Below are 16,476 nucleotides of genomic sequence, written 5' to 3'. Positions count from 1 at the left end.
ATGACCATGAAGATGATCGCGGCCGCGATGGCATGCGCGGTCGCTGCCACCCCCGTGATGGCGCAGGATGTACGCGGCAAGCAGGCGGGCGATATCGTGCTGGGCGCCGGGCTGATCGGCGTGCTGCCGAGCAATGGCGGCAGCACCTCCATCGGCGGCACCCCCCATGCCAGCGACACGGTGACGCCGCAGCTGGATCTCACCTATTTCCTGACGCCCAATTTTGCCGTGAACGTCATCGCCGCGACGTCGCGCCATGACGTGACCGTGCGCAACGTGCCAGGCGCCGGCACGCTCGACCTCGGCCGCGTCTGGGCACTGCCGCCGACGGTGACCTTCCAATACCACCCCCTGCCGGGCAGCCGCATCAGCCCCTATCTCGGCGTGGGCCTGAACTACACGGTGTTCTACGGCGAGGGCGGCGGCCGGTCCGCCGGCATCACCCGGGTGGATGTCGAGAATGCCTGGGGCTACGCCGTCAATGCCGGCGTGGACTACGAAGTTGCGCCGAACTGGATGGCGAATCTCGACGTGAAGCGGCTGTGGCTCAGCCCCGATGTGCGCGTCAATGGCGGCGCCGTGCGCGGGCAGGCAGACCTCGATCCCTGGATCGTCGGCGCCAGCGTGCGCTACCGATTCTGAAGGGAAACGCGCCCGGGGCGGGAACGCCCCGGGCGCTGTCGCGTCAGCGCGCCGGCATGTTCTGGCGGGCCTGGCGCAATGCCGTGGCCATCATCGCAGGCACCCACACCGTCTCCGCGCTCTCGCCGCTGCCGATCGTCAGCGGCACCAGGCCAGGCCGTGCCTGCTGGGAGAACAGGCCGTCGAGGTGCAGCACATCCATGTTGCCCATCGCATCGGTGCGCGTGACCATCACGCGGCCGCCGCCGACGACATTGCCGGGCATCGGTCCGTAATCGACCATGAAGTTCTCCCCCGCACCGGTCACGCGCGGGTAGCTCTGCGCGGATGCGGCGGAGACCATCATGGTCATGGCCGCAGCGGCGAGCAGGGTTGGCAGGACAGCCTTCATCATTCTTCTCCTTGGATGGCGGACCGTCGCATCGCGAGGGACCGGCCGTGGGACTATCCGGCAGCGCCGCATCGCGCCGCCAATGCGTTGCACGGATCGATTCCATGCACCGCGCGTATCGCCATCAGGCATGGCACCCCGCGAAGCAGCGGCGCATGGCTTCGATGAAGGCGATGAGGGAGGGCGACCAGCGGCGCCCCGCGACCGTGACCAGGGAGACTTCCCGCGCCACCGGCGCATCCTCCACCGGGCGCAGCACCAGGCCGGGCTGCACGGCGCTGAATTCGGGCAGGAAGCAGACACCCATGCCGGCCGCCGCAAGACTTTGGATCCAGTCCTCGCGCTCGCTGCAGGCCGCGCGCACCAGCGTCGCGCCGGCTTCCTGCAAGCGATCAGCCAGCTGTTCGCGATGTTCGCAGCTGAGGCGGGAGAGATAGGCCTGCCCATCCATGTCACGCATGCGGATCGAATCCCGCTGCGCGAAGGGATGCGTGGGCGCGCAGGCCACGAGGTAGCGCTCGGCGTAGAGAGGCTCGGCATCCAGCCGTTCCGCATAGGCTTCGGGCTGCGTGATGATCGCGGCCTCCAGATCCCCATCCAGCAGCAATTCGGACAGGCGCACGGGCGTCGCATCCACCAGCGACAGATCGACGCCCGGACGGTCCGCGCGGAAGCCGCGGAGCAAGCGGGCGAAGCGCGCGGGACCGACCGAGCACATGACGCCGGGCCGCAATTCCGCCGATTGCAGGCGGAGATGCAGGCTGGCCTGCTTCCGGACATGCGCGCTGCGCGCGACGATATCGGCGATCCGCGGCTGCACCAGACGGCCCAGCGCCGTCAGATGCGTCTGCCCGCGTTCACGGGCGAAGAGCGGCGCGCCGAGCTCGGCCTCCAGCTTCTGGATGCCGCGCGTCGGGCTCGGCTGCGTCACGCCGCACAGCTCCGCCGCACGGGTGAAGTTCAGCGTTTCGCAGACCGCAACGAAGTAGCGCATCTCGCGGAGTTCCATGATCCTCTGCCTCGGGTGGGGGCCTGGACCACGCTTCGCCGGCGGCGGGTGGATGGTTCCGCGCCCCCCTGCGATTGACCGCGGGGCGGATCACGGCCGATCCTGCATGCCCTTGGACGCAGAGGAGAGCCGGATGCCCCGCCAGTTGCGATTCACCTTCGTCGATGCCGGGGTGTCCGGCCGCGTGGAACTGCATGAGACGCTTGCCGCGCGCACCGTCGATGCGATCTGGGGCGCGCTGGCGACACCCGTGCGGCAGTTGTCCTTCCACGCCATGTTCGCGGGGCCGGAGATCATGATCGGCCTGCCGCCGGAGAACCAGACTTTCGACCCGCGGAGCCTGCCGCCGGAGAACCAGACGGTGATCCCGACGCCGGGCGACGTGCTGTGGTTCTACCAGGCGCCGAACATGATGAAGGGCCTGGCCGACGAGTTCTGGGAGATCGGCATGTTCTACGGCGATGGCGGACGTGTCTTCGGCCCGCTGGGCTGGACGCCGGTGACCATGTTCGGCCGGATGCTGCCGGAGGATCTGCCCGCCTTCGCCAAGGAATGCGCCGATATCCGCCTGCGCGGCGCGAAGATGCTGGAGATCAGGCGGGAGGACTGACGCGCCATCGGCGGCGGCGCGGGCTCGGCAGGGGTCGCGCCGGAATCGCCTGAAACGGCTCGCCCGGACGATGACGCTGCGACGCCGCCCTGCCATCGCCATGGCGATGGCAGGGCGGTGCGTCTCACCCCTCCAGCACCACGTTGGCGATCCGCGCCACCTCGCGCCAGCGCAGAATCTCGGCACGCAGGAAGGCCGCGAACTGCTCCGTCGTCTGGGGATCGGCGATCATCCCCGCCTCCTCGATCCGCCGCATGATGGCCGGGTCGCGCAGCACGGCGACGACATCGGCGTTGATCCGGCGCAGGATCTCGGCCGGCGTGCCGGCCGGCGCGGCAAGCCCGTTCCAGCCCACGGCCTCATGACCCGGCGCCACCGTCTCGGCGAAGGTCGGTACATCGGGCGCCCAGGAGACGCGCTGCGCGGTGCTGACGCCGATCAGCTTGAGACGCCCCGCGCGCACCTGCGGCAGCGCGGAGGCGAGGCTGTCCGTCATCAGCCGGACATTGCCCGCCACGAGATCGGTCACCGCCGGCCCGCTGCCGCGGTAATGCACCATGTTCAGCCGCACGCCGAGCCGATGCGCCAGCAATTCGGCCGCCATATGCGCGCCGGAGGCAGGGCCCGCCGTCGCGACATCCAGCGGCTGCGCCGCGGCGCGCGCGGCGGCGAGGAAGCCTGCCGGATCACTCGCGGGGAAGGACGGATGCGCCACGATGCAGAGCGGCACCATCGAGAGGTTGGTGATCGGCGCGAAGTCGCGTTCAGGATCATAGGGCAGGCGCGGCATCACCGCGGCGTTCACCGCCATCGGCCCGATCGACCCGGCGACCAGCGTGGTGCCATCCGCCGCCGCGCGCGCCACGGATTCCATCCCCGGCACGCCGGCGCCACCACCGCGATTCTCCACCACCACCCGGTGCGGCCAGCGGGCCGAGAGCGCATCGGCCACGAGGCGGGCGACGATGTCGGTGGACTGGCCCGGCGGGAAGGGAACGACGATCCGCACCGGCCGGTCCGGCCAGGCAGCTTGCGCGCGCGCGGCCATGGGCAGGGCAAGCGAAGCCCCGGCGAGGGCGAGCAATCGACGACGTCCCGGCATGAGATCCTCCCCGTTTCATATGTAGAATTACGGTTTGTTTATCCTTCCGGGGATGGGCGATGCAAGCGTCGCTTGCGGCCGCGTGACGCATGCCGGTGGGTCGCGCCGGCGATCCGGCCTGCGGGGAGAGGGTGACGGCGATGGCGGCGCCTCGATGCCGGAAGGCGGCCGGCAGGCGCCAAGGGAATGGCCGGGCGGCTACAGCCGCTCCACCACCTCCACCACCTGGTCGCCGCTGTAGAGCGGCATCCAGGGGCGGCGGATGGAGCCGACCCAGGCCTGGCCGGTGGGGCAGTGGATCTCCTCCACCACCTGGCCGTAGAGGTCGACCATCCGCCCCATCACTTGACCGGCCACCATGTCCTGCCCGGGCTCGACCAGGCAGTCCCAGAAGCCGCCCTTGGTGCATTTCACATGCACGGCGTTGCCGCCGCGGCGGATGTCGCTGGCCACCGGCGGATCGCCGGCAATCATCCCCAGCGCTCGCGCCGCGCCGTTCAGCGCGGTGGAGAAATTCGCCAGATCCTCCTCCCGCACCCGCGCGCCGCCACCGCTTTCGATGATCAGCGCGGTCTTGCCATGCGTGCGGCTGACATGGGCGAGGTAGGTGCCATCCATCCAGCCCTCCGAGGCCCCCCACTGGTAGCGGCTGCCGATCTGCGCCGCGAGCGCCTTGGAGGCGCGCTGCTGGGGGCCGTCGAACTTGTCGTCGTAGATGACGTAGAAGGCGGTGATGGTCAGCTCACCGCCGCTGTGCAGATCGAGGATCGCGTCCCCGCCATGCTCGCCCGCGATCGCCAGCAGCCGGTCCACCATCTGCTCGCCGACGCTGCCCGAGGGGCTGCCCGGGAAGATGCGGTTGAGGTTGGTGCCGTCCTGCGGCGTCAGCCGGCTATGCGCGCGCTGGCCGAGCGGGTTGGCGACCAGCAGCGCGGCGATGCTGCCCTTGAAGGTCTTGAGGTCGAGCGAGCGGATGAAGCGCGCGGCGGCAATGGGGCCCACATTCTCGCCGCCATGGATCAGGCATTGGATGAACAGCCGCGGCCCCGGCAGCGCGCCGCGCGCCAGCATCACGGGGGAGACCAGCGGTAGGATGTTGTCGTGGCCGAGTTCGATGACGCCCGTGGCGAGTTCACCGGGCGCAGCCTCCGCGGTACCGAAGCGCATCAATTCTCTCCCGGGATCAGGGTCAGGTCAGGGCGGGTCCAGCGCGCCGTGGCGGGCGCGCCGGGGCGGAGATCGGCAAGGGCGGCAGGGCCTTCGACCAGCAGCGCGCGCCCGCCAGGCAGGCGCAGCACGGCCTGGGCGCCGGTGCCGAGGAAGCTGACGACCTCCACCGTGCCGGCGACGCTGCCCGGGCCGGCGGCGGGCGCCGCATCCAGCGCGATCTTCTCCGGCCGCAGCAGCCAGGTGCCGGGGCCCGGTGCACCAAGCGCGATCCCGTCCTCGCTGTGCTGGCCATCGGTGCTGACGAAGAGGTTGGCGCGGCCGATGAAGCTGGCGACGAAGCGGGTGGCGGGGCGGTCATAGACCTCCCGCGGCGTGCCGAGCTGTTCGAGGCGGCCCTTGTTCATCACGGCGATGCGGTCGGAGATGGCCATCGCCTCCGCCTGGTCATGGGTGACGAAAAGGGTCGTGAGGCCGAGTTCGGTCTGGAGGCGCCGCAGCTCGATCCGCGTGCCCTCCCGCAGCAGGGCGTCAAGATTGGAGAAAGGCTCGTCCAGCAGGACGACGGCGGGGTTGATGACCAGCGCGCGGCCGACCGCCACGCGCTGCTGCTGGCCGCCGGAAAGCTGCTTCGGCAGCCGCTTCTCCAGGCCCTGGAGTTGCAGCAGCGCGACCATGCGCGCCACGCGCTCCGCGGCCTCGGGCTTCGGGACGCCGCGGCGTTGCAGGCCGAAGGCGATGTTCTCGGCCACCGTCAGATGCGGAAACAGCGCATAGGACTGGAACACCATGCCGGTGTCGCGCTTGTGCGGCGGCATCGTCGTGATGTCCCGCCCGCGCAGCAGGATGCGGCCCTCGCTGGGTTCGACGAAGCCCGCGACCATGCGCAAGGTCGTCGTCTTCCCGCAGCCGGAGGGGCCGAGCAGCGCGACGAGTTCGCCGGGCTTCACCGCCAGGTCCATGCGCGCCACGGCAGTGGTGCTGCCGTAGCGGCGGGCGAGGCCTTCCAGGACCAGTTCGGGGGAGACTGTTGTCACGCCGATGCACCCTGCGGCCGGCGGAGCCGGCCGAGGCCGCGAAGGCGGCCCGCGGCGCATGCCGCGAAGCCAAGGTCGCGGATGCGGCCGCCCGGCGTCTGAGGGATGCCGTGCGCAAGCACGGCACCAGATAGGACTCTCTCACTCATCGGTTTGCATAGGCCTGTTGTGCCACCATCAGGATCAGGGCGAGCAGGATCAGCATGGCGGAGACGGCGGCGACCGTCGGGTCCATCTGCATCTGCGCGGCGCCGTACAGCACCACCGTCAGCGGCGCATCGCGCGCGGAGCCGAGGAAGAGCGCCATTTCCACCTCGTCGAAGGAGAAGATGAAGGCCAGCGCTGCGGCGGCGAAGAGCCCGGGCTTCAAGGCCGGCAGCGTCACCAGGAAGAAGGCCTGCAGCGGCGGCGCGCCGAGGTTCTGCGCCGCTTCCTCCAGCGCGGGATCGACGCGCTTGAGCACCGGCAGCATCACGCGCAGCACCAGCGGCACGCCGACCAGGAGGTGGGAGATGATGAGGCGCGGCAGGCCCGGCGGCGCCACCGGATGCGCCGCGTAGAACAGCGTCAGCGCCACCGCCAGCACCAGGCCCGGCAGCACGAGGGGCGAGAGGAAGATGGCCTCCAGCAGCGCGCGGCCCGGGAAGCGGAAGCGCGTCAGGGCGACCGCCGCCGCCGTGCCGATCACCAGCGACAGCACCGCGACCGTGCCCGCCAGCCGCAGGCTGACGAAGAAGCCGTTGAGGTAGCGCACATCGCCCAGCGCCTGGCGGTACCAGCGCAGCGAAAAGCCCTGCGGCGGGAAGGCCAGGTAGCCGGTATCGCTGAAGGACGCCGCGACGATGACGAAGAGCGGCCCCAGCAGGTAGATGAAGGTCAGCACCGCCATCAGGCGGAGCACCCAGCCGAACGGGCTGCGGAGCGAGATCATCGCGCCTGCTCCTTCGCGTCACCCAGCAGCCTGCCATAGGTCAGCGCGACGCTGATGGAGATCGCCAGCAGGATGGCGGCGATGGCGGCGGCGAAGGGCCAGTCCAGCAATTCCAGCGTCTGTTCGTAGATCGTCACCGCCATGAAATGCGCCCGCGCGCCGCCGACCAGGGACGGTGTCGCGAAGGCACTGACGGACAGCGAGAAGACCAGCAGCGACCCCGCCAGGATGCCGCCCCGCGCCAGCCGGATGGTCACGAGCCAGAGCGCCACGACGGGCGAGGCGCCGAGACTCATCGCCGCATGTTCCAGATCCCGGTCGATGCCGCGGATCACCGCGTAGAGCGTCACGATCATGATCGGCAGCAGCACCTGCGCCAGCGCGATGACGACGCCCGCGAAGGTGCCGATCAGTTGGAAGTTGGACTCGACCAGCCCCGTCGATTGCAGCAGCCGGCTGGCGACTCCGTTGCGGAAGAACAGCACCATCCAGGCGAAGCTGCGCACGACGGCGCTGACCCAGAGCGGAAAGCTGGTCAGCAGCAGCAGCAGCCCCGCCCAGCGCGTCTCCGCCCGTGCCAGCAGGAAGGCCAGCGGAAAGCCCAGCACCAGCGTCACCAGCGTGACGCAGAGCCCGAGCAGCAGGCTGTTGCCCAGCACGCCGAGATAGTAGCTGTCGCCGAGGAAGCGTTCGTACTGCGCGAGCGGCGCGCCCGCCGGCATGGATTGCAGGAACAATCCCAGTTGCGGCCAGACGAAGAGCAGCGCGAAGACCAGCGCCGCCGGGGCCAGCAGCCCGGCGGCGACCAGGCCCCGCCGGGCGGAAGCGTGCACCGATCCTACCGGCTGATCTCCCGGTTGAAGCGGTCGGTCCAGGCGGCGCGGCTGGCGTTGATAACGTCCCGGTCCAGATGCGCCAGCTTGTCCGTCGGCGCCATGAAGGGCGCGACATCGGTGGGCAGTTGCGTGGCGGTGTTCACCGGCGCCCAGCCCACATCCTTGGCGATGGCGGCCTGCACCTCCGGCTCCAGATGGCCGTTCAGGATGGCGGCGGCGATATCCGCATTGCGGCTGCGCCGCGCGACGCAGCCGACCAGCAGCACATAGGGCGCGCCCTCCTCCGGCACCGCATAGGCGACGGGGATGCCCATGTTGGTGCTGCGCATGGCCGATGCGCCGTCATAGGGCATGATCCAGATGTCGCCGGAGGCGAACAGCGTCTGCACCTCCGCCGCCGAGCGGAAGATGTTGGCGCGGGGCGCGATGCGCCGCAGCGCGTCGAAGCCCGGGCCGATATTGGTCTCGCTGCCGCCATGGGCGCGGGCCAGCATCACCAGGAAATCCGTGCCGTAGCCGTTGGTGATGTGCGGGAAGGCGATGTGGCCGGCGAATTCCGGGCGGAAGAAGTCGCGGTAGCTCTTCGGCGGGTTCGGCACCTTGTCGGGGCGGTAGAGGATGCCCTCCGTCACCAGGCCCCAGGCGATCCAGTGGCCTTCGGGGTCCTTCAGGTTGGCCGGCACATTGGCGAAGTGCGGCTGGGCCGGCAAAGGCTGCGTCAGCCCATCCGCCTTGGCCTGCACATGCTGGCCGCCGCTGAACATGAAGAGGTCGATCTGCGGGGCCTGCGCCTCCGCCCGCATGCGCGCGAAGGCGTTGGCGGAGAGCAGCGGCGTCTGCGTGCCGCGCGCGCCGGTTTCCCTCTGCACGCGGTCGAAGACCATGCGCTGGAGCATGTCCTGGCTCGGCCCGCCAAAGGCCGTCGCCACCACTTCCCGCCCCGCGAATCGCTGCTGCGCGGAAGCGCCCGCCAGCGGCAGCGCCGCCGCGCCAAGACCTGCACCGAGCACTGAACGTCGCCGCATGGACCCCATCCCTCGATCGTCTAGCGGGCACTATGCGGCAGGCTTGCGCGGGGCGGCAACCCTCAGTCGCGGCGGCCGTTCAAGCTGCGGCGCGGGCGCCGACGCCCATCTCGTCGAGCACGTCAGCAACCTTGGAAAGCGCAAGGCGGATATCCGATTCCGCGATCGCTCCGATGCAGCCGAAGCGCATGGTCGGCACATCAGTCGTGTAGAAGTCGGACAGGATGACGCCCTTGTTCTTCATGGCGACGCGGAACTTGGTGAAATTCCAGTTGGGATCGACGGGCTGGAAGACGTTGACGATGATCGGCCCCTGGTGTTCGGGCGCGACATAGGGCGTGAAGCCCAGCGCCTGCAGCCCTTCGCGCATCACGTCGCGGTTCCGCATGTAGCGCGCCAGGCGCCCTTCCTGGCCGCCCTCGGCCTCATAAATGTCCATCGCCTTGCCGAAGGCGCGCAGCGCCTGCACGGCGGGGGTGAAGCGGAAGCTGCCCCAGCCGTTGCGCAGCGCATGGTCATGCACATCGACCAGGTCCATCACCCAGGACCCGGCATTGCCGCGGCATGCCTCCAGCCGCGCTACCGGCGCCACCGCGAAGCCGAAGCCGGGCATCCCCTCCAGGCATTTGTTGGAGGTGAAGACGACGACATCGCATTCCGGGCGGTCGGCGATGCGGAAGGGCAGCGCGCCGAAGCCGGAGACGGCATCGCAGATCATCCGGCGCCCGGCGGCGGCGATGACGGGGCCGAGCACATTGGGATCGTTCACGATGCCCGTGCCCGTCTCGCTCACCACCAGGGCGACATGCGCGCATTCCGGATGCTCCGCCAGCGCCGCCGCCAGGCGCTCAGGCTCCATCGGCCGGTTGTCCGGGCCATGGAGGGAGACGACGCTCCGCCCCGCCTCCCGCGCGAGGCGCGCCAGGCGGTCCGCATAGCCGCCATTCTGCACCACCAGCAGCGTGCCGCCGGGGGGCACGAAGGTGCGCAGCGCGGATTCGATAATCATGTGCCCGCAGCCCGGCAGGGGCAGGGAGACATGCTCCCCCCAGTTCCCCCCGGCGATGGCCACGATGCGCGGGCGCATGGCGGCGTATTCGTCGCGGAAATCCTCGTCCCAGGGGGCGATGTCCTCGGCCATGCAGGCGCGGACCTCGGGGCGGGTCTGGACGGGGCCGGGGATGAGCAGGAGCATGGTGACGATCCGTGGGGCGTTGATGGCCGGTTCAGCGGCGGGGCTTAGGCCCGGCGGGGGTCACACCACAAGGCTGCCGCCGCCCAGCTCCCGCCGCAGCTTGCGCAGGATGGCGTCGGCGAAATCGATATAGTCCGCGCATTCCATGGCGAAGGCGCGGGGGCCGCCGATGACCTCGGCCTCGTAATGGTCCAGCAGGTCCGGCTCCTCATTCAGGATCGCCAACCCGTTGATGGTGATGCCGGCCGCGACGGCCAGGTCCCGCACCGGGCCGGGGTCCCGCCCCTGGTTGTGGCGGCCGTCACCCGAGACATCCATGACATAGCGCGTGGCCTCCGCCGGGCAGCGCGCCAGCGTCGCCAGGCCGGCGGCCATCCCCTCCCCCAGCGCCGTCGTGCCGGGACGCGGCAGGCGCGGGGCGTTCTCGATCGCCTCCGCCAGGGCCTCCGCCCCGGCCGGGTCCGCGATGCGGGTCCAGCCGATGGCCAGGTCCTGCTGCCCGGGCCCGGACCACAGCAGCAGCGCCACCGCCGCGGCGCGCCGCGGCCCCCCGGTCGCGGCCGCCAGCACGGAGGCATCGCGGAAGGCCGCGGCGGTGCCGCCGGCCATCAGGGCGAACTCCTCGAAGCTGACGCTGGCGGAGACATCCATCGCCAGGCACAGGGCGATATCCACGTCATTCATCGGTGATTATGCCCTGATCCACGACCGCATTTGCACGCACGCGCCTCCGGTGTCAGATTGATCCCGAACCGGGAACGAGGGATCGGATGATGATCGGCAGGCGCGGCATCCTGATGGCAACCACGGGCCTGTTGGCGGCGCCCGCCGTGCACGCGCAAGGGGCCTGGCCCAGCCGCAATATCCGCATGGTCGTCCCCTACCCCCCCGGCGGCGCGACGGATGCCATGTCCCGCCTCGCCGCGCAGAAGATCGGGGAGAAGCTGGGCGTTTCCGTGGTGGTGGAAAACCGCTCCGGCGCCAATGGCCAGGTGGGCAGCCAGGCGATGCTGCAGGCGCCGGCGGATGGCTACACCATCCTCGGGTCGGCCTCGATCCACGTCATGGCCCGCCATGTCATGCGCAACGTGCCCTATGACCCCGTGGCGGATTTCGTCCCCGTGGCCCGCACCGCCCGCGGGCCGCTGGTACTGGTGATGTCGCCCTCCCGCCCGCAGCGGACGATCCCGGAGATCGTCGACGCCGCGAAGCGCAACCCCGCGCAATGGTCCTTCGCCACCTCCTCCCTCGGTGCCGCCGGCCACCTCGGCACCATCGAGTTCAACCGCGTGACGGGCGCGAATATCGAGATCGTGGGCTATCGCGGCACCGCGCCGGCGCTGACGGATGTGGCGGCGGGCAATGCCCACCTGATGTTCGACCCGGTGCTGGCCACGCTGCCGATGATCCGCGGCGGGCAGCTGCGGGGCCTGGGCATCGCGACCGCAAGCCGCACGCCGCTGGCGCCCGACCTGCCCACCATGGCGGAAGCCGGCCTGCCGGGCTTCGAATTCTACTCCTGGTACGGCGTCTGGGCCGCGCGCGCGGTGCCGGCGGAACTGGTGGCGCGGATGAATGCCGCGCTGGTGGAGGGGATGCGGGAGCCGGCGGTGGTGGAACGCCTGACCGGCCTCGGCTTCGAACCCCTGGCCGAGACGGTGGCGGAGGCCGAGCGCTTCATCGCCGCCGACGTCGCCCGTAACGCGGAGCTCCTCCGCATCGCGAATTTTCAACCCGAGTAACATTGCCGTTGTCACTCTGACGACAAAATCCCCTCCCAGGGTCATGTGAAGGCCCTCGACCCCGGGAGGATGGATTGGATGGACGGCGCCCGCATGACCCTTGATTTCGCGGGGTCGAAGATCCTGGCCGACAGTGCGGACGGGATCGGCCGGGTGGTGTTCAACCAGCCGGAGAAGCGCAACGCCATGTCGGTGGCGATGTGGGAGGGGCTGGGCCAGGCCCTGGACCACTTCGCCGCGGACCCGGAGGTTCGCGTGGTGGTCCTGGAAGGCGCGGGCGACAAGGCCTTCGTCTCCGGCGCCGATATCAGCCAGTTCGACGCCCAGCGCAGCGATGCCGAGGCGCAGCGCGCCTATGAACGCCTGACCGCCGCGGGGCGGGACAAGCTGGCCGCCTTCCCGAAGCCCGTCATCGCCAAGATCCGCGGCTTCTGCCTCGGCGGGGGGCTCGGCATCGCCATGCAGGCGGACCTCCGCATCGCGGCGGAGGATGCGAGTTTCGGCATCCCCGCGGCGAAGCTCGGCCTCGCCTACGGCTTCGGGACGGTGCAACTGCTGACGGGCCTGGTCGGCCCCGCCCATGCCCGCATGCTGCTCTACACCGGGGAGCGTGTGGATGCTTGGGAGGCCGAGCGGATCGGCCTGGTGAACGACGTGGTGCCGGTGGAACTGCTGGACGGCACGGTGGCGAAGCTGGCCGGCACGATCGCGGCGAACGCGCCCCTGACCATCCGCGCCGCCAAGCTGTCCATCGCCGCCGCGGCGCAGGATCCGGCGGCGCGGGACATGGCCGGGGTGCAGGCCGCCTTCGCCGCCTGCTTCGACAGCGCGGACTACCGGGAGGGAAGACGGGCCTTCCTGGAGAAGCGGAAGCCCCGCTTCACCGGCATCTGAACATCGTTGCCGATTCGGGCCTGGACGCCCGCCTTGGGCGCTGTCAGCGCCTCGCGCGCCATGCTAACCGGGCCGCAACGGGGAAGGCCGCAAGAGCCTGAGGCTGGGTCCGGGATAGGAGTTGCTGCGCCATCGACCACCAACAGGGCACATCGCCGGCGGTTTCGCACGGCGTGCCCGTCTCCGTCCTGCTGGACCGCCTGGCCAGGGACTGGCCGACGGATACGCTGACGCTTGGCGACCTGGCCGCGGCGCTGGGGCAGCGCGGCTTCGGCGTGCTGATCGTGATCTTCGCCCTGCCGAACCTGCTCCCTTTCTACCTCCCGGGCCTCAGCACCGCGGCGGGGCTGCCGATGATGCTGGTCGCCGCACAGCTGGCAGCCGGCCGGCCACGCCCCGCCCTGCCCGGCTTCGTGGCGCGCCGGCAGTTGCGGCGGGACACGCTGCGCCGGATCACAGCGCGGGCCATGCCCTGGCTGCTGCGCGTGGAACGCATGGTCAGGCCGCGGCCCTCCGCCCTGACCAGCGCCACGGGCGAAAGGCTGGTCGGGCTCTGGGTGATGATGCTGGGCCTGGTTGTCATCCTCCCGACGCCCCTGACCAACGGCCCCCCGGCGCTGGCCTGCCTCATCATGGCCATGGGCGTGATGGAAAACGACACCGCCACCATCACCGCCGGCGCGGTGCTCGGCCTGGTGGCCGCGGCGCTCAGCCTGACCCTCCTCGTCACCCTCGGCTGGGCCCTCCTGGCCGGCTTCAACCACCTGATCGGATCGCCATGACCCACGCCGCGACCGGCGGGCCGCCCGGTGCCGCCGCCCCCGCCCCAGCCCGGTCCCCCGCCCGATGACGACGGATGAACTGCCGGAGGCCGCCGAAAGCGCGCCGATCTCCCGCATCGTGGCGGAAGTCGCGGCCGCCTTCCCGGGGGAACGAATCAGCCTGGGGGAGATGGCGACCGCCTTCGGCGACCGGGCCTTCGGCATGCTGCTGCTGCTGCTGCTGCTGCCCGGCCTGCTGCCCGGCATGGCGAGTGTCTTCGGCACGCCGCTGCTGATCCTGGGCGTGCAGATGGGCCTCGGGCTGCGGGTGCCGAAGCTGCCGGGCATCCTGGCGCGGCAGACCATCAAGCGGTCGGACCTGCTGCGCCTCGCCTCCGCATCGTCGAAGGGCCTCGGGCGGATCGAACGCTATGTCAGGCCCCGGCCCGGCTTCTTCACCAGCCCGATCGGCGAACGGATCATCGGCTGGATCACCGCCTATGTCGCCATCATGCTGATCCTGCCGGGGCCCGGCACCAACGGGCCGCCGGCCTTCGGCAACATCGTCATGGCCCTCGGCCTGATCGAGCATGACAGCAAGGTCACGGGCTGGGGCGTGGCGCTGAGCATCGCCGGCTGCGTCTTCGCGACGGTGGTGCTGGGCGCGATGGTGTGGTTCGCCATCAAGGCGGCGGGCTGGATCTTCTGACGCACACGCCGAGATTGTGCGGACTTCCTTAACGATGCTACCAACCCCGCATGCGCCGGTGGCCCGCAAGGGCTGAAACGGGAACGCGCGAAGGCCTGCCCCCGGCGGAAGCCAGGGACGGGTCCAGGCCGCGGCTGCCCCCGCAACTGTAGGCGGAGCGCCCCTGCCACGATGCCATTGGGTCCATGGGGCCTGAGAAGGCGGTGGGGGCACCGGGGACCATTCCCCCCGGCACTCCGTGAGCCAGGAGACCGGCCGGCGCAGAGACGTCACGCGCGTGCCGGGCGGGGTGCACCGGCGCAACGGAACGACAGGCAACGGGCCCGCTTCGGCCCGCTTCCGCTCGTTTCCGCCTGCGGCGACGACGCCAACCGCTGTCACGCCCCCGGCAAGGGGGCGGGGTGGCATGTCGTCCAGTCGCTCGGAGGGACCCGATGCGAATCCATATCCACCACCTGGCCGCACCGCTGGTGCTTGGCCTGACCCTGCCTGCGCTCGCGCAGACAACAACCCCGGCCGCGACGCCGCCGGGCGCCCCGGCCACCATCGTGATGCCGGAGACGATCGTCACCGCGACCCGCATCCCCACCCCCGCGGAACGCGTGCCCGCCGCCGTCACCGTCATCACGCGGCAGGACATCGAGGAACGCGGCTACCAGACCCTCTCCGAAGCACTCGCCACCGTGCCGGGCCTGCGCCTGGTCCAGGCCGGCGGCATCGGCCAGCAGGCCAGCGCCTTCATCCGCGGCGGTGCCTCCCGCCACGTGGTGGTGCTGCTGGATGGCGTGCCGGTGAACGACCCGTCGGAGCCCAATGGCGCCTTCAACTTCGGCAACGAACTGCTGGGCGATATCGAGCGGATCGAGGTCGTGCGCGGCCCCGGTTCATCCCTGTATGGGTCGGGGGCCATCAGCGGCGTCATCAACCTCATCACCCGCCGCGCCCCCGCCAACACGCCGATCCAGGCCTTCGGGGAGGTCGCGGGTGGCACGCAGGGCACGGCGCGCGGCACGCTCGGCCTGGCCGGGACCATGCCGGGCTGGGACTACATGGTGGCGGGCCAGGGCCTCACCACCCAGGGCACCGACGCCACGCCCCGCCGCTTCACCCGCGACACGCGGGAGACGGAGGATTTCCGCGCCGCCGCCGGCAGCGCCCGCTTCGGCTGGAACCCCGCCGCGGGCACCCGGGTGGAAGGCCTGCTGCGCTGGCGGGAGAACCACGTCGACCTCGACAACGTGCCCAACGACGATCCGAACTACACCGGCAATGACCGCCGCTGGTTCGGCCAGCTGCGGGGCGAGACCGCGCTGCTGGACGGCATCTGGACCACCGGAGTCCGCGTGGCCCTCACCGAGGATCGTCGCCGCTATTTGAACCTGCCCGACGCCCGCAGTAGCGCCACCACGGACGATTTGTTCCGCGGCGAACGCCAGGTCTTCGACTGGGGCAACCGCATCCGGCTCGGCGATGTCGGCCCCTTTGCGCAATCCGCCCTCGCCTTCGGCGTGACGCATGAGCGGGAGGCGGTGGACCAGGCCTCCGGCTCCCCCAGCTTCCGCACCACCACCAACGCGACGTCGCGCTCCACCGCGCTGCATGCGGGGCTGCAGGGGCAGGTCGGCGGGCGGCTCGACTTCTCGGCCGGGCTGCGCCAGGACCTGGCGGATGATTATGACGGCTTCCTGTCCTGGCGCACCGGCGCGGTGCTGGCGGTGCCGGAGGTCAACTCCCGCCTGATCCTGGCGGCGGGGACGGCGTTCAAGGCCCCCTCGCTCTACCAGCGCTTCGGCCGCATCGGCACGACCTTCCAGGGCAACCCGGACCTGCGGCCGGAGAACTCGTTCTCCTGGGAAGTGGGGACGGAGACCGACATCGCGCTGTTCGGGCGGGAGGATGGCGGGACCTTCGGCGCCACCTATTTCGACACGCAGTACCGCAACCTCATCAACTTCAACCGCAGCTTCACCAGCCTCGAGAATATCGAGCGGGCGATGTCGCGCGGCGTGGAGCTGGGGCTGACGCTGCGGCCGGCACCCTGGCTGGATGGGCGCGTGGCCTGGACAGCGACGGAAACGCGGGACGAGGCGACGGGCGCGCCGCTCGCCCGCCGTCCGAAGAACGTCGTCGCCGTCAGCGCGCGGGTCTCGCCGACCGATCGCCTGACCATCGCGCCGGAGGTGCTGTTCACCGGCCCGTCGCCGGAAACCGCGGCCTACAGCAACAGCGGCGCCTTCATCGGCGGCGTGACCTACAACAAGGCCGGCACGGTCGCGAACCTGACCGGCAGCTACCGGGTGATGGAGGGGATCACGGCCTTCGCGGAGGGCCGCAACCTCACCAACAGCCGGTATGAGCCCGCCAACGGCTTCGGCACCTATGGCCGCAGCCTGCTGGTGGGGGCGCGCTTCGTCTTCTGATCCGG

At 70.6% G+C, this 16,476-nt stretch carries 18 protein-coding genes and 1 riboswitch; of the genes, 8 read left to right on the top strand and 10 right to left on the bottom strand.

The annotated features are described in order from the left end of the window. The first annotated feature begins 6 nt into the window (after window positions 1-6). A complete protein-coding gene (locus BM041_RS03785) occupies window positions 7-642 on the top strand; it encodes an OmpW/AlkL family protein (RefSeq protein WP_245761911.1) in 636 nt (211 codons plus the stop codon). A gap of 43 nt (window positions 643-685) precedes the next feature. Here the strand turns inward: BM041_RS03785 and BM041_RS03780 are convergent, their stop codons facing one another. Beyond that, window positions 686-1,036, bottom strand: coding sequence for a hypothetical protein (locus BM041_RS03780; RefSeq protein WP_092955652.1), 351 nt, complete (start codon window positions 1,034-1,036; stop codon window positions 686-688). A 121-nt stretch (window positions 1,037-1,157) separates the two neighbouring features. Further along, complete coding sequence (locus tag BM041_RS03775; RefSeq protein WP_092955649.1) at window positions 1,158-2,042, bottom strand: LysR family transcriptional regulator; 885 nt, start codon at window positions 2,040-2,042, stop codon at window positions 1,158-1,160. 133 nt (window positions 2,043-2,175) lie between these two features. On the opposite strand from BM041_RS03775, the gene BM041_RS03770 reads away from it, so the two are divergent. Further along, window positions 2,176-2,652 (top strand): DUF3830 family protein, encoded by a 477-nt coding sequence (locus BM041_RS03770; protein ID WP_092955646.1) that lies wholly within the window; start codon window positions 2,176-2,178, stop codon window positions 2,650-2,652. Between the two features lie 124 nt (window positions 2,653-2,776). Here the strand turns inward: BM041_RS03770 and BM041_RS03765 are convergent, their stop codons facing one another. Then, window positions 2,777-3,700 carry a Bug family tripartite tricarboxylate transporter substrate binding protein gene (locus BM041_RS03765; RefSeq protein WP_245761910.1) on the bottom strand — a complete coding sequence of 308 codons (924 nt, stop codon included), beginning with the start codon at window positions 3,698-3,700 and terminating at the stop codon, window positions 2,777-2,779. Between the two features lie 106 nt (window positions 3,701-3,806). Between BM041_RS03765 and BM041_RS30415 the strand changes: the two genes are divergently transcribed. Continuing rightward, on the top strand, window positions 3,807-3,995 hold the full coding sequence (locus tag BM041_RS30415) for a hypothetical protein (protein ID WP_175533709.1): 189 nt from the start codon (window positions 3,807-3,809) through the stop codon (window positions 3,993-3,995). Here the strand turns inward: BM041_RS30415 and BM041_RS03760 are convergent. From BM041_RS03760 to BM041_RS03730, 7 genes are all read right to left on the bottom strand, one after another. Further along, the gene (locus BM041_RS03760) at window positions 3,953-4,921 is read right to left on the bottom strand and encodes a succinylglutamate desuccinylase/aspartoacylase family protein (RefSeq protein ID WP_092955640.1); all 969 of its coding nucleotides are present in this window, start codon (window positions 4,919-4,921) and stop codon (window positions 3,953-3,955) included. The two genes, BM041_RS30415 and BM041_RS03760, sit on opposite strands and share 43 nt — an antisense overlap. Continuing rightward, window positions 4,921-5,958, bottom strand: coding sequence for an ABC transporter ATP-binding protein (locus BM041_RS03755; protein WP_217648602.1), 1,038 nt, complete (start codon window positions 5,956-5,958; stop codon window positions 4,921-4,923). Before BM041_RS03755 ends, BM041_RS03760 begins: the two co-directional genes overlap by 1 nt. Before the next feature lie 145 nt (window positions 5,959-6,103). Beyond that, window positions 6,104-6,889, bottom strand: coding sequence for an ABC transporter permease (locus tag BM041_RS03750; protein WP_092955637.1), 786 nt, complete (start codon window positions 6,887-6,889; stop codon window positions 6,104-6,106). Continuing rightward, the gene (locus BM041_RS03745; protein WP_092955634.1) at window positions 6,886-7,722 is read right to left on the bottom strand and encodes an ABC transporter permease; all 837 of its coding nucleotides are present in this window, start codon (window positions 7,720-7,722) and stop codon (window positions 6,886-6,888) included. Before BM041_RS03745 ends, BM041_RS03750 begins: the two co-directional genes overlap by 4 nt. Before the next feature lie 5 nt (window positions 7,723-7,727). Beyond that, window positions 7,728-8,750 (bottom strand): extracellular solute-binding protein, encoded by a 1,023-nt coding sequence (locus BM041_RS03740; protein WP_175533707.1) that lies wholly within the window; start codon window positions 8,748-8,750, stop codon window positions 7,728-7,730. A gap of 79 nt (window positions 8,751-8,829) precedes the next feature. Continuing rightward, entirely contained in the window at window positions 8,830-9,945 is a 1,116-nt protein-coding gene (locus tag BM041_RS03735) for a 2-aminoethylphosphonate--pyruvate transaminase (RefSeq protein ID WP_092955628.1), read from the bottom strand. Window positions 9,946-10,005: 60 nt separating this feature from the next. Further along, window positions 10,006-10,629, bottom strand: coding sequence for a DUF1194 domain-containing protein (locus BM041_RS03730; protein WP_092955625.1), 624 nt, complete (start codon window positions 10,627-10,629; stop codon window positions 10,006-10,008). 86 nt (window positions 10,630-10,715) lie between these two features. Between BM041_RS03730 and BM041_RS03725 the strand changes: the two genes are divergently transcribed. From BM041_RS03725 to BM041_RS03705, 5 genes are all read left to right on the top strand, one after another. Continuing rightward, entirely contained in the window at window positions 10,716-11,687 is a 972-nt protein-coding gene (locus BM041_RS03725; RefSeq protein ID WP_092955622.1) for a Bug family tripartite tricarboxylate transporter substrate binding protein, read from the top strand. Window positions 11,688-11,780: 93 nt separating this feature from the next. After that, a complete protein-coding gene (locus BM041_RS03720) occupies window positions 11,781-12,581 on the top strand; it encodes an enoyl-CoA hydratase (protein WP_092957443.1) in 801 nt (266 codons plus the stop codon). A gap of 173 nt (window positions 12,582-12,754) precedes the next feature. After that, window positions 12,755-13,363: an exopolysaccharide biosynthesis protein gene (locus BM041_RS03715; protein WP_175533706.1), complete on the top strand. Its 609-nt coding sequence runs from the start codon at window positions 12,755-12,757 to the stop codon at window positions 13,361-13,363. 64 nt (window positions 13,364-13,427) lie between these two features. Then, window positions 13,428-14,051: an exopolysaccharide biosynthesis protein gene (locus tag BM041_RS03710; RefSeq protein ID WP_092955616.1), complete on the top strand. Its 624-nt coding sequence runs from the start codon at window positions 13,428-13,430 to the stop codon at window positions 14,049-14,051. Window positions 14,052-14,090: 39 nt separating this feature from the next. Beyond that, window positions 14,091-14,324: riboswitch (cobalamin riboswitch) on the top strand. A gap of 161 nt (window positions 14,325-14,485) precedes the next feature. Further along, entirely contained in the window at window positions 14,486-16,471 is a 1,986-nt protein-coding gene (locus BM041_RS03705; protein WP_092955613.1) for a TonB-dependent receptor plug domain-containing protein, read from the top strand. The last annotated feature ends 5 nt before the right edge of the window (window positions 16,472-16,476 follow it).

Source organism: Falsiroseomonas stagni DSM 19981, assembly GCF_900114315.1.
GTDB classification, from domain to species: Bacteria; Pseudomonadota; Alphaproteobacteria; order Acetobacterales; family Acetobacteraceae; genus Falsiroseomonas; species Falsiroseomonas stagni.
Note: the sequence above shows the minus strand (reverse complement) of the source record. Positions and strands in the feature narration are given on the sequence as shown.